Annotated in this window: 16 protein-coding genes; 15 read left to right on the top strand and 1 reads right to left on the bottom strand. The window is 46.0% G+C overall.

Annotated elements, in window-relative coordinates; translation table 11 throughout:
• The first annotated feature begins 24 nt into the window (after positions 1 to 24).
• Genes Pas1_RS08800 through Pas1_RS08770 form a run of 7 tightly spaced genes read left to right on the top strand, consistent with a single transcriptional unit; the run spans position 25 to position 4,708 of the window.
• Complete coding sequence (locus tag Pas1_RS08800) at positions 25 to 1,119, top strand: VanZ family protein (RefSeq protein ID WP_112205535.1); 1,095 nt, start codon at positions 25 to 27, stop codon at positions 1,117 to 1,119.
• Between the two features lie 15 nt (positions 1,120 to 1,134).
• A complete protein-coding gene (locus Pas1_RS08795; protein WP_112205533.1) occupies positions 1,135 to 1,443 on the top strand; it encodes a (2Fe-2S) ferredoxin domain-containing protein in 309 nt (102 codons plus the stop codon).
• Between the two features lie 11 nt (positions 1,444 to 1,454).
• Positions 1,455 to 2,171, top strand: a complete 717-nt coding sequence (locus Pas1_RS08790) for an alpha/beta hydrolase (RefSeq protein ID WP_112295042.1) — start codon at positions 1,455 to 1,457, stop codon at positions 2,169 to 2,171.
• Positions 2,171 to 2,437, top strand: a complete 267-nt coding sequence (locus Pas1_RS08785; protein ID WP_112295041.1) for a YbeD family protein — start codon at positions 2,171 to 2,173, stop codon at positions 2,435 to 2,437. The genes Pas1_RS08790 and Pas1_RS08785 overlap by 1 nt, the downstream gene beginning before the upstream one ends.
• A gap of 27 nt (positions 2,438 to 2,464) precedes the next feature.
• A complete protein-coding gene (lipB, locus tag Pas1_RS08780) occupies positions 2,465 to 3,106 on the top strand; it encodes a lipoyl(octanoyl) transferase LipB (protein WP_192874754.1) in 642 nt (213 codons plus the stop codon).
• 8 nt (positions 3,107 to 3,114) lie between these two features.
• Entirely contained in the window at positions 3,115 to 4,119 is a 1,005-nt protein-coding gene (gene lipA, locus Pas1_RS08775) for a lipoyl synthase (protein WP_112295040.1), read from the top strand.
• Positions 4,112 to 4,708: a hypothetical protein gene (locus Pas1_RS08770; RefSeq protein ID WP_215315195.1), complete on the top strand. Its 597-nt coding sequence runs from the start codon at positions 4,112 to 4,114 to the stop codon at positions 4,706 to 4,708. Before lipA ends, Pas1_RS08770 begins: the two co-directional genes overlap by 8 nt.
• On the opposite strand, the gene Pas1_RS08765 is transcribed toward Pas1_RS08770, so the two are convergent.
• Positions 4,705 to 4,959 (bottom strand): accessory factor UbiK family protein, encoded by a 255-nt coding sequence (locus Pas1_RS08765; protein WP_112205523.1) that lies wholly within the window; start codon positions 4,957 to 4,959, stop codon positions 4,705 to 4,707. The genes Pas1_RS08770 and Pas1_RS08765 overlap by 4 nt on opposite strands.
• Positions 4,960 to 5,221: 262 nt before the next feature.
• On the opposite strand from Pas1_RS08765, the gene Pas1_RS08760 reads away from it, so the two are divergent.
• The 8 genes from Pas1_RS08760 to ptsP all read left to right on the top strand — a co-directional run bounded on the left by Pas1_RS08760 (position 5,222) and on the right by ptsP (position 12,849).
• On the top strand, positions 5,222 to 6,154 hold the full coding sequence (locus Pas1_RS08760; protein ID WP_112295038.1) for a TorF family putative porin: 933 nt from the start codon (positions 5,222 to 5,224) through the stop codon (positions 6,152 to 6,154).
• A 25-nt stretch (positions 6,155 to 6,179) separates the two neighbouring features.
• Complete coding sequence (locus Pas1_RS08755; protein WP_112208596.1) at positions 6,180 to 6,518, top strand: P-II family nitrogen regulator; 339 nt, start codon at positions 6,180 to 6,182, stop codon at positions 6,516 to 6,518.
• A gap of 13 nt (positions 6,519 to 6,531) precedes the next feature.
• Positions 6,532 to 7,998 carry an ammonium transporter gene (locus Pas1_RS08750; RefSeq protein ID WP_112208595.1) on the top strand — a complete coding sequence of 489 codons (1,467 nt, stop codon included), beginning with the start codon at positions 6,532 to 6,534 and terminating at the stop codon, positions 7,996 to 7,998.
• Between the two features lie 105 nt (positions 7,999 to 8,103).
• Entirely contained in the window at positions 8,104 to 9,402 is a 1,299-nt protein-coding gene (gshA, locus tag Pas1_RS08745) for a glutamate--cysteine ligase (protein WP_112295037.1), read from the top strand.
• A gap of 38 nt (positions 9,403 to 9,440) precedes the next feature.
• Positions 9,441 to 10,382, top strand: coding sequence for a glutathione synthase (gshB, locus tag Pas1_RS08740; protein WP_112295036.1), 942 nt, complete (start codon positions 9,441 to 9,443; stop codon positions 10,380 to 10,382).
• A gap of 2 nt (positions 10,383 to 10,384) precedes the next feature.
• Positions 10,385 to 10,825 (top strand): PTS sugar transporter subunit IIA, encoded by a 441-nt coding sequence (locus Pas1_RS08735; RefSeq protein ID WP_112205511.1) that lies wholly within the window; start codon positions 10,385 to 10,387, stop codon positions 10,823 to 10,825.
• Positions 10,826 to 11,095: an HPr family phosphocarrier protein gene (locus Pas1_RS08730; RefSeq protein ID WP_112205509.1), complete on the top strand. Its 270-nt coding sequence runs from the start codon at positions 10,826 to 10,828 to the stop codon at positions 11,093 to 11,095.
• A gap of 2 nt (positions 11,096 to 11,097) precedes the next feature.
• On the top strand, positions 11,098 to 12,849 hold the full coding sequence (ptsP, locus tag Pas1_RS08725; protein ID WP_112236758.1) for a phosphoenolpyruvate--protein phosphotransferase: 1,752 nt from the start codon (positions 11,098 to 11,100) through the stop codon (positions 12,847 to 12,849).
• Positions 12,850 to 12,858: the final 9 nt, after the last annotated feature.

The following is a 12,858-nucleotide window of genomic DNA, read 5'->3' as shown; positions in this document are numbered from 1 at the left end:
AAGGTCTAGCCTAGAATTGGGGGAATGCATGCTCAAGATCAGAGACCTCGTAAATTTGTTTGGCCAGTTCAGGCCATGCCTATGGCGAGGGTATTGAGCTTTGCTTATGCACTGTTAATCCTTTATATCAGTCTTAATCCCTTCGATTTCGACTTTGAAACCAGCCTAGCCCCCTGGGCTTGGTTAGATGCCCCATTACCTCGATTTATTACTCTATTTGATGTTTTGGTCAATATCTTGGCCTATATTCCTCTTGGCTTTCTGCTGGTTTTCGCCGCATTCCCTCGCTGGCGAAATTTCCTTGCTTTGGGTCTGGCACTTCTGGCTAGTGCTGGTTTGGCTCTCCTTGTGGAGTCTCTCCAAACTTGGCTACCGACCCGCATTCCGAGTCAGATGGATTGGTGGGCAAACATCCTTGGCGGCGTCTTGGGTGGCCTGCTAGCCATCCCTTTGGGTCCAGAATGGCTTTCAGGAAGCGTCATCAGAAGGTGTTTTGATCAATGGTTTGGTCTCAATTGGGTTGCCTGCGCTTTGCTTCTCCTTTTTCCTTGGGCCCAGATTTATCCTCAAAGTTCTTGGTTGGGCACTGGAGTTTGGGGTCAAGCCATTTTTGGTTCCATTGACTGGGGTACCACGGTAGTCAATCATTTTCTACAGGAGACCATGATTACTGCGATCTGCTGGCTAGGGACTGCTTTATTACTCTCCTTAGGAATGCGACCGAAGGCTCCTCAATGGCCCATCCTCAATGGCCTGCTATTTTTGACTGTGCTCATTAAGACACTCTTTACTGCTTTACAGTTTGGCGCTGAGTTCAGCTTACTTTGGTTGACCGATGGCGCTATTTGGGGAATGCTGATTGCTAGTGTGGTTTTGAAATGGGCATTGCAGCTACCTAAAGTTGTCAAAACTTGGCTGGCTTTGGTTAGCTTACTCGGCGGCACTTTGATCATTCATACTCTGCCAGATAATCCTTATTTCATATTGACCCTGCGCCATTGGTACCAAGGACGACTTTTGCACTTCAATGATTTAATGCAGTGGGTCTCTATCGCATGGTTGCCATTAGCATTAATTTGGCTATCGTGGGATAAATTTAGTAATCGTCTTAAATATTGATCGATATAATTTCTTATGAGCTTCACACATCATTTATTTTTCTGCCTTAATGAGCGCAGCAATGGCGATAACTGTTGCGCACAACACAATGCGTTCGCATTGTTTGAGTATGCAAAAAACCGAGTAAAAGAATTGGGCTTGGCTGGACCAGGCAAGATCCGAGTCAATAAGGCCGGATGTTTAGATCGTTGCAATGATGGTCCTGTGATGGTGATCTATCCAGAAGGGGTTTGGTACACCTTCGTTGATACAGAAGATGTTGAAGAGGTCATTCAGTCTCATTTAATTCAAGGACGCGTAGTCGAGCGTTTGCAATTAATTTAAAGAATGTTTATATGAATAGCCGCACCCAAGTAATGACGATTGCCGGTTTAGTTGGCCCAATTCAAATTTCGATTGATTTACCAGATGGGCTAAAAGTTGACCCCACATTTTCTATTAGAGGCTTAGCTTTAGTCGCCCACCCACATCCATTATTGGGCGGCACGATGGATAACAAGGTTGCTCAAACAATGGCGCGCGCCTTCAATCAACTCGGTTACGTTAGCGTTCGCCCAAACTTTAGGGGCGTTGGCGAAACTGCAGGCGTGCACGATGATGGTCGAGGCGAGTTAGAAGATTTATTGCATATTAGTGATTGGATGCGTACCCCATCCTCGTGGTCGAATCTTACTGTCACACAAAGCCAAGCCTGGGTGCAAGCTGTAAACGATTTGCCTTTCGTAGTCTCAGGATTTTCCTTTGGGAGCTTTGTAGGCAGCCATTTAGTCCAGAGACTCATTGACTTGGGGCGGCCGGCCGAGCGTTTAGTGATGGTAGGTAGTGCTGCAGGCAAATGGGAACTGGCTCCGGTACCAGCAGATACGATTTTGATTCATGGTGAGTTGGATGAGACTATTCCCCTAATCGATGTTTTAGACTGGGCGCGCCCACAAGAGCTAATCGTCCAAGTAGTGCCTGGCGCAGATCATTTTTTTCATCGGCGTCTACACTTAATTCGTAACATCATTACAGGCGCTTGGTTAGGCATGCCTGATCACCGGAGTAAATAATGGCTGAAGAAAAATCCCTCATTGAGTACCCATCAATATTTCCGATTAAGGTGATGGGCAAATCATCCCCCGAATACTTGCCCGCAATTATTCACATCGCTAGACAATTTGACCCTATTTTTGATGAGAGCAAGGTTGAGCAACGACCTTCTAAAGACGGTAATTATCTCGGTATCACTTTGCCGATTAATGCAACGAGTCGAGAGCAGCTTGATGAGTTATACAGAACGCTATCAACCCATCCGCTCGTGAGCATGGTGCTCTAAATTCATTACAAATAGCCAAGTCAATTCATGGGAATTCTGGTAAAGCAATTGGGTTTGGTGGACTACGTCCCAACCTATGAGGCGATGCGGAAATTTACTCAGCAGAGAAACTCAGATACTCCAGATGAAATTTGGGTACTTGAGCACCAGCCTGTTTTTACTTTAGGCCTTGCAGGTGACCCCCAAAACTTACATTCACCAAGTGCTGATATTCCCTTAGTAGAAGTCGATCGCGGCGGTGAGATTACCTATCATGGGCCTGGTCAGATCGTGATTTATTTACTGCTAGATCTCAAGCGCCTTAGGATATTTGTGAAAGAGCTGGTCTCGAGAATTGAACAAGCACTCATCGATACCCTTTCTGAATATGGCCTACAAGCTGAGCGGCAGCTAGGTGCCCCGGGTATTTATATTGCTGCGCAAGAGGGGATCCCTAAAGAATGGATGGGTGCGAAGATTGCTGCCTTGGGTCTGAAAGTCTCTAAAAGCCATTCTTATCATGGCCTTGCCTTGAACGTATCGACTGATTTGGCAGCTTTTGCTCGTATCCACCCTTGTGGGTATGCGGGTTTGAAGACAGTAGACATGCAAACCCTAGGGATCAAGGACAATATACAGAATGTGTCTCATAAGTTAGTGGAGAATTTAAAGCGGCACCTACAGCAGTAATTACACCAATGACGATGAATAAAAATGACCCTCAAGTTGAGGAACGCAAAGATCTGAGCTATGACGCTTCTCGCAAGCAAAAGTCGAGCGAGAAGACGGCGCGCATTCCAATCAAGATCGTCCCGCTCGAGGAGATGTTAAAGAAGCCAGATTGGATTCGGGTTAAGGCAGCCTCTGGTAACTCTCGTTTTTCAGAAATCAAAAAGATTTTGCGTGAGAACGAATTAGTCACAGTTTGTGAAGAAGCTAGCTGCCCCAATATTGGTGAGTGCTTCGGTAAAGGCACTGCGACTTTTATGATCATGGGAGATAAGTGCACCCGTCGTTGCCCATTTTGCGATGTCGGTCATGGAAGACCCGATCCCCTTGATCAAAAAGAGCCCCACAATTTAGCTCGAACCATTGCCGCACTCAAGTTAAATTATGTCGTGATCACCAGCGTTGATCGTGATGACTTACGTGATGGTGGTGCGATGCATTATGTCGACTGCATTACTCAAAGTAGAGCCCTCTCTCCTAAAACACGCATTGAGGTCTTAGTGCCAGATTTTCGTGGTCGTTTAGATAAAGCTTTGGATATTTTTTCAGAGCATGTACCCAACGGTTTACCTGATGTGATGAATCACAATCTAGAAACCGTTCCCCGTTTATACAAGCAAGCGCGTCCCGGTGCAGACTACATGCACTCCTTAAAGTTGTTGAAAGACTTTAAAGAGCGCTTTCCTCATATTCCAACCAAGAGCGGCTTAATGGTAGGCCTTGGTGAAACCGATGAAGAGATATTAGAGGTAATGCGCGATATGCGTGAGCACAATATCGATATGCTGACGATTGGTCAGTATCTTGCCCCTTCAGGCCATCATCTTCCAGTGCAGCGATATGTTCATCCCGATGTCTTTAAGCAGTTTGAAGCAGAGGCTTACAAGATGGGCTTCTCCCATGCGGCTGTTGGCGCCATGGTGCGCTCGAGTTACCATGCCGACCAACAAGCGCATGAGGCAGGGATTGTTTAGAGCAAAATTTGCTCAAGCGCTATGCTTGATTGCATTAGCGCTTGGAGTCGTGGCTTGTAGTCCAAGTTTAAATTGGCGCACTGTTCAAGCCCCTGAAGAAGGGTATTCGACTTTATTTCCTGCGAAGCCCGACAAGCTGGAAAGAAATCTTCCCTTTCAGGATCAAGAAATTCATCAAGTGCTACAAGCTGCAAAGATCGATGATGATATTTATTCAGTGAGCAGCATTCATTTAGTTGGTAAGCAAGTGGAGTTCTTGCCAAAGATTTTGGAGCAGCTACAAACTAATGTATTGAGTCGAGCTGGAGTTAATCTTCAGAATGCGTTGACTCAAGAGACCTTCTACCGTAATGCTAATCAGCAGCGCATGGTAGCTAAAAATTATTTTTTAGAGATTTCGGTAAGCGAAAAAAATAATTCAGCACATCAGCTCATGCGGGTGATGTGGGTTGCCAGCACTGTTGAAAATGATGGAGTGTGGATTTATCAACTAACGGTATTAAGAACTCGCGCTAGCAATGAGGATGCAAAAACGATTCTGACTAATGAAACGTTCTCGCCTTTTTTTGAAGAGTTCAAGCTCGATTAAGACTTTTCGAGAGCAGCAACTTTAGCTTCCAGCGCTTCTAATTTCTCGCGGGTTTTTGCAAGTACCTTAGATTGCAATTCAAACTCTTCACGAGTAACCAGGTCCATTTTCTGAAAACCTTGATTCATCATTGCACGTACATTCTTTTCAATCTCTTGCGCTGGTGAGTTCTTGATCGCTTCGCTTACCTTGTTTTGCATATCGCCTGCGATACGCTGAATTTGCTCGAGGATTTCACCGGGTTTTTGCATGATTTAAGGGGTCCAGATTAGTTAATGTTGCTTAAAAAGCACAGAACTCATTTTAGTTTGGATGCGAATTTAAGGTGAAAAACCCTAAAAAGACCCGAAAATTGGCCAAAATGCGGGTTTGCAGGATATTTTATGTACCATTTTGGTGCATATGCATTGATTTGGTGAATTCCAAAGTTTCAGTCTCATGACAAACCTTGATGATTGCACCATGCATTGTGCATTAACCCCTTTTTTATTTACAACCAGTAGGAGGAATTTTATGAAATCTTTACAAAAGAAAGCAATCTCTGCAGTAGCTGTAGGCTTGTTGACTGGCTTGGCGTGTGCGTCGGCATTCGCGGAAGACGCACCAGCAGCTGATGCGCCTGAAGCTAGCCCAGTTACAGCTAACGTAACAGTTGCTAGCAGCTATATCTATCGTGGTATTACTCAGTCAAACAATAAGCCAGCAATTCAAGGTGGTTTTGACTACGCGCATGAGAGTGGCTTCTATGTAGGTAACTGGAACAGCTCTATTAGCTGGATCAGTGATTCATACAATGCAGTTTCAACCCCAGTTAAATCTGCACCATCAACTTCTGCGCCAATCGAAATGGATTTCTACGCTGGTTTCAAGAAGGAGTTGATAGGCGAAGGTTTTGCTAGTGATTTCGGTGTGCTCCAGTACTACTACCCAACTACTGGCCTAGGTGGCATCCAGTCTAAGGCATGGGTAACTGCAAATCCTTCACTGCGTCAAACATCTGGTGTTAATCCAAGCACAACAGAATTGTATGCAGCACAAAACTTTACCTTTGGCGCAGTTACTGGTTTCGGTAAGTTCTCATATGCTGTCAGCAACTTGTTTGGCCTTCAAAACTCCGCAGGCTCTTTCTATCCAGATTTGACTGCTAATTACGATACTGGCATGTATGGCATTACTGTAAATGCGCACGTAGGCTATCAATATGTGCCAAACAATGTTGTTACAACTGTAGCGCTAGCAGGTGCCGGCAATGGCGGAACTTGGAACGCGTCTTACGCAGATTGGAAGTTGGGTTTGACTAAAGACTTTGGCGGCGGCTTATCTGGCAGTGCTTACTACACAGGTACAAGCGCTCAAAAAGTTGGTAGCACATATGTGTACGCAACACCTAACGGCGGCAATGCTGGACGCGGTAACGCTGTAGTTGCACTCACCAAAACTTTCTAATCCATTTTCCTGAACGGAGAAACGTATGAAATTAATCACCGCAATCATCAAGCCTTTCAAGCTTGACGAAGTGCGCGAAGCTCTCTCGGAAGTGGGAGTTTCGGGCATCACCGTTACTGAAGTTAAAGGTTTCGGTCGTCAAAAGGGCCACACTGAGTTGTACCGTGGCGCTGAGTATGTTGTCGACTTTTTGCCTAAGGTAAAGATCGAAGCCGCTGTAGATGACGGCATCTTAGAAAAAGCTATTGAGGCGATTGAGAAGTCCGCCAAAACTGGCAAGATTGGCGACGGCAAGATTTTCGTCTCCCCTGTTGAACACGTCATTCGCATTCGTACCGGTGAAACCGGCGCGTCAGCACTTTAAAGAGAGGTTGAAAATGTTAACTTGGATGAAACGACTTATTGCTGGAAGCGCGATGGCCATGGCTATCGGTGCAACTGGTGTAATGGTAAGCGCGCCAGTATTTGCTGACTCAGCGAAGCCTGCTGTTTCTGCACCTGCTGCCGCTCCAGCTGCTGCGGCTCCTGCCGACACAGTAAACAAAGGCGATACCGCTTGGATGTTGATGTCAACCGCACTCGTGTTGTTGATGACACTTCCTGGTTTGGCTTTGTTCTATGGCGGTCTGACACGTAGCAAAAACGTACTGTCTATTTGTATGCAGTGCTTCATGATCTTCTCTGTGATAACGGTGCTCTGGTCTCTCTACGGGTACAGTTTTGCCTTCACGGAAGGCGGGGCATTCATCGGTGGAACAGATCGACTCTTTTTGGCTGGCTTGACACCAGACTCTATCGCAGCAACCTTCTCTAAGGGTGTTGGCATTCCTGAGTATGTGTTTATGGCTTTCCAAGCAGTGTTCGCGACAATTACTTGCTGCTTGATCATTGGTTCATTCGCTGAGCGCGCTAAGTTCTCTGCAATTTTAGTTTTCATGATCCTCTGGTTCACATTTAGCTATATTCCAATCGCACACATGGTTTGGTTCTGGCCTGGTCCCGATGACATTAAAGATGCTGCATCACTCGAAGCGATTACAGCTCGTGCTGGTTGGTTGTGGCAGAAGGGTATTCTAGACTTCGCTGGTGGTACCGTTGTACACATCAATGCTGCTATCGCTGGTCTAGTTGGCTCCTTCGTAATCGGCAAGCGTTTAGGTTACGGCAAAGAATCAATGAAGCCACATAACCTCGTGTATGTCATGTCTGGCGCTGCACTCTTGTGGTTCGGTTGGTTTGGCTTTAATGCTGGTTCAGCTCTTGAGGCTAACGGTAGTGCTGCATTGGCTTTCGTTAACACCTATTTAGCGACTGCTGCGGCTGTTATCGGCTGGTCATGCGCTGAGTGGATTCTCAAAGGTAAGCCATCGATGTTAGGTGGCGCATCTGGTTGCGTAGCAGGTTTAGTTGCTATTACTCCAGCTGCTGGTTTTGTAGGCCCAATGGGTGCTCTCGCTATCGGTGTTGCTGCAGGTGTAGTTTGCTTGTGGGGTGTTACAGGACTCAAGAAAATCTTGGGCTCTGATGACAGCTTAGATGTATTCGGTGTACACGGCGTTGGGGGTATCTTGGGCGCTTTGTTAACCGGTGTATTTGCTGACCCAGCATTGGGTGGCACAGGTATTTGGGATTACGTTGCTAACGCAACTGCCCCCGACTACTCAATTGCTAGCCAATTGTGGATCCAAGCTCAAGGTGTGATTACTACCTTGATCTGGTCTGGCGTAGTTTCTTTCATTGCCTTTAAGTTGATCGATATGGTTATTGGTCTGCGTGTTAAGGAAGAAGAAGAGCGCGAAGGCTTGGATATTGCTTCCCACGAAGAAACAGCTTACGGTTCTTAATTAGTTCATTACCCCTCAATCAGGCGGCCTAAGACGGCTGCCTGGTTTTTAAGCGCGGAATCCCTGGATTCCGCGTCTTTCTTTTAATAATCTTACAATGATGAAATGGTTCCACATCTCATCACAGCCCTTAGCGGCCCTTTACTCGAACTCGAGTCTAAGGCTCTAGAAGCAACCCCAACGATTGAGCGCTGGTTTAGGCTGGAGTGGCAAGAGCACACACCGCCGTTTTACTGCTCAGTTGATCTCCGAAATTCAGGCTTTAAGCTTGCCCCGGTCGACACCAATCTATTCCCTGGTGGATTTAATAACTTATCGCCTCAGATGTTGCCCCTTGCCGTTCAGGCTGCGATGGCTGCGATTGAGAAGATTTGTCCTGAAGCCAAGAATCTGTTGCTGATTCCAGAGCGTCATACCCGCAATACTTTTTATCTACAAAATATTGCACGCTTATCTTCGATCTTGCGCCAAGCAGGTTTAAACGTTCGCCTAGGTACTCTTTCAGATGAGATTAAGAAACCCACTTGGATTGAATTGCCCGATGGCAATCGTTTATTGATGGAGCCATTAGCGCGCTTAGGTCTGAAGAAGCAACGTCTCGGCCTAAAAGATTTTGATCCTTGCTCTATTTTGCTCAACAATGATTTATCTGCAGGCATTCCTCCTATCTTAGAAAATGTTTACGAGCAGTATTTATTGCCTGGTTTGCACGCAGGTTGGCAGACCCGTCGTAAATCGAATCACTTTGCAGCTTATGAAGAAGTTGCAAAAAAGTTTTCTAAGGTCGTCGACATTGATCCTTGGATGATTAGCCCATTTTTCACAAGCTGCAAGAATGTGAACTTTCATGAGCGTAAAGGTGAAGACGAGCTGCAGGCAGCAGTTGAACAAATTCTGAAAAAGACTGCAAAGAAATATCGCGAGTACGGCATCAAAGAGAAGCCTTATGTCGTAGTGAAGGCCGATGCCGGAACCTATGGCATGGGAGTGATGGTGGTACATGATCCTGCAGAATTGAAGGATCTCAACCGTAAAGATCGTAATAAGATGAGTGTGGTCAAGGAAGGCCTTGAGGTCAGCGATGTATTGGTCCAAGAGGGTGTCTACACCTTTGAAAAAGTCAACGAGGCTGTTGCCGAGCCAGTGGTCTACATGATTGATCGCTATGTGATTGGTGGTTTCTACCGCGTTCACACTGATCGTGGGCCAGATGAAAATCTCAATGCACCAGGCATGCATTTTGTGCCACTGGCTTTTGAGCAAAACTCGATGCCTGATCTTCAGGCCAAGCCGGGTAGTGCAGCCCCTAATCGTTTTTATCTCTATGGCGTAGTTGCTCGCCTTGCCTTGCTAGCCGCATCCTTAGAGTTAGAGCGGACCGATCCTGATGCAGAAGCTGCTTAATATTGATACATTGCATATAGCAAGCCAAAGGTAGATCAATGGATTTTTTATTTATTACAGATCCACTTGAGAGTTTTAAGGTCTCGAAAGACTCGACTCTAGCCATGATGCGTGCTGCTCAATCTGCGGGACATCATTTATGGTTTGCACAAAACCGCAATATTCTTTGGAGAGATGAAACTGTAGTTGCTGATTGCCAAGCATTAGCAATTAAACCTAGTGGAAATTCTTGGTTTGACTTAGGAAAAACAGAGTCACGCACCCTAAAGGATTTTTCTGCAGTGCTAATGCGCACCGATCCTCCATTTGATATTGAGTACCTCAATACCACCTGGCTTTTGTCTGCCGCTGTTCGTCAAGGCGCGAAGGTGTTCAATGATCCAAGCGCCATTCGGGATCATTCAGAAAAGCTATCCATTACTGAATTTCCTGATTTGATCCCCCCTACTTTAGTGACTCGTGAACTCTCAGCGGTAATGGAGTTTCATAAAGAACATCGCGATATCGTGATTAAGCCCTTGGATGGTATGGGTGGTATGGGCGTATTTCGCGTCGGACCCGATGGCCTAAACTTAGCAAGTATTGTTGAGACTCTGGGAGAGGGCGGCTCCAGAACCTTGATGATTCAGCGTTTCCTGCCAGAGATTGTTCAGGGTGATAAGCGGGTCCTTTTAATTGGTGGTGAGGTCGTGCCTTTTGCATTGGCTCGTATTCCGCAAGGTAGCGAGATTCGGGGCAACTTGGCTGCTGGGGGCATGGGAGTTGCAATGCCACTAAGCACTCAAGAATTGGGGATTGCACAAAAATTGGCTCTATTACTTAATCAACGCGGTTTATTTTTAGTAGGATTAGATTTAATCGGTGGATTTTTGACGGAAATTAATGTCACAAGCCCGACTTGTTTTGTTGAAATAACTGAGCAAAGCGGTTTTCATGTAGCTCAGTTTTGGCTAGACGCTTTAGAGAAAGCATTGAAATAAAAATGGCTGGAATTATTATCGTTGCGCATACCCCGGTAGCAAGCGCTATGTATGGATTTGCCGAGCATATTTTTGGCAAATCACCAGATCGAGTTCGCGCAATTGATATTCCGCCTCATGAAGATACCAAGACCAGTTTTGAACGTGTATTACAAGCTGCCAATGAAGTAGATGGTGGTAATGGAGTGCTGGTACTCACGGACGTCATGGGAGCCACACCCGCTAATGTGGCAACTAAATTAGAAATGAGTGGCGCGGTATCCGGGCTACACCCCAGAGTGATTGTTTTAACAGGCTTAAATCTTCCGATGTTGATGCGCTGCATTTCGCATCGGGAAGATGACTTAGAGACCTTAGCGCTTAAAGCACTGCAAGGTGGTCAGAACGGCATCTTGCGCTTGGGCAATAAAGTCACCACAGAAAAAACGCAGGAGCAAACTTAAATGCCAGTTGCTGATATTCAGATTGTGAATAAGTTAGGACTGCATGCCAGGGCTTCTGCCAAGCTCTCTCAATTAGCAGCGGAATTTCCTTGTGAAATATTGCTGTCTCGTAATGGCCGACAAATTAATGCCAAGAGCATTATGGGTGTCATGATGTTGGCCGCCGGAATTGGCAGTACCGTTACGCTTGAAACGATTGGCGATAGGGCGGATGAAGCAATGCAGGCATTAACAGCGCTTATTAATAACCGTTTTGGCGAGGCTGACTAAATATGACATTTGCCTTGCATGGTATTCCGGTATCTAAGGGTATTGCAATTGGCAAGGCCGTATTAATATCGCGCGCAGCATTAGAGGTTAGTCATCATGTGATTGAGCCCGGCAAAGAAGAGGCAGAAGCCCAAAAATTATTAGATGCCTTTGAACAAGTCCGTTTAGAGCTTGAGCAATTACGTAAGGGTTTGCCAAAAGACGCGCCTCAAGAAATGGCTGCGTTCTTAGATGTTCACGGGATGATTTTGACCGATCCTGCACTTGCTGAAAAACCCCTGAAGCTCATTCGGACTGAGCGTTTAAATGCAGCGTGGGCTTTAACGACCGAGTTAAATGATTTGTTAGAGCAGTTTGCTGAAATTGAAGATGCCTATCTTAAAGAGCGAGCCCATGATATTCGTCAGGTAGCGGAGCGTGTTTTAAAGGCCCTCAGTAATCAGCAATCGGATTCTTTACAAGCACCAGATGCTCTACCATCAAGCGAGCTTGGAGTCGATGCCATTATTGTTGCGCACGACATCGCTCCACACGATATGTTACGTTTTAAAGAGCATGCTTTCACAGGCTTTGTCACTGACCTGGGAGGCAAGACCTCTCATACGGCCATTGTTGCGCGCAGTATGGAAATACCCGCGGTGGTTGGTGTGCGTCATGCGAGTGAGATGATCCGCCATGGCGATTGGCTGATTTTGGACGGCGAGCATGGGGTGGTCGTAGTTGCCCCTGACGAACAATTATTGGCTGAGTATCGTGCCCTTCAAGTCAAGGCAATCGAAGAGACTAGCAAACTACAGAATCTGAAGCATTCAAGAACCCGCACAGTGGATGGCGTAGCTATTGAATTATTTGCCAATATTGAACTTCCTGAGGATGCGATACAGGCGGTTGAGTTGGGTGCAGTTGGTGTTGGTTTGTTCCGTTCTGAATTCTTATTTATGGATCGTAATCAAGCGCTACCTGATGAGGATCAACAATACGAAGAGTATCGGCGCGTTATCGACTTGATGCATGGCTTACCTGTCAATATCAGAACGATCGATGTTGGCGCAGACAAAGCCTTGGGAGCGGGTAGTGATTTATCGCAAACAGGGACTTCGCCATTAGGTTTACGAGCTATTCGTTGGTCGCTGACTGAACCAGAGATTTTCTTGACGCAGTTAAGAGCGATTTTGCGTGCATCTGCTCATGGACAGGCGCGGATTATGATTCCCATGCTTGCTCACGCAAAAGAAATTAATGAAACCTTCCGCTTAATCAAAAAAGCCAAACAGCAGTTGCATCAGCGAGGTCAATCGTTTAATCCTAATATCCAGGTTGGGGCCATGATTGAAATTCCTGCAGCCGCTTTGACGCTTCCGCTGTTTATTCACCATTTTGATTTTTTATCAATCGGCACAAATGATTTAATTCAATATACCCTCGCGATTGACCGAGCCGACCATGCAGTAGCGCATTTGTACGATCCTTTGCACCCAGCGATTTTGAGTTTGCTCTACACCATCATTACTCAGGCAAATGCAGCAAAGACGCCGATTGCAATTTGTGGAGAGATGGCTGGCGACCCCACATTGACCAAGCTCTTGTTGGCAATGGGTTTAACTGACTTCTCAATGCACTTCAGTCAACTACTGTTGGTTAAACGAGAAATTCTCAAAGCGAATGTGAGTGAGCTCAAAACCTACCTTCCCGATGTTCTTAAAGCAGTTGAGCCAGAAGCTCAGGCGAGTGCGCTTGAACGCTTATTAGCCTAGTAAAAAGGC

This window comes from Polynucleobacter paneuropaeus (assembly GCF_003261235.1).
GTDB lineage: Bacteria > Pseudomonadota > Gammaproteobacteria > Burkholderiales > Burkholderiaceae > Polynucleobacter > Polynucleobacter paneuropaeus.
This window is presented reverse-complemented; position numbering and strand designations above follow the sequence as displayed.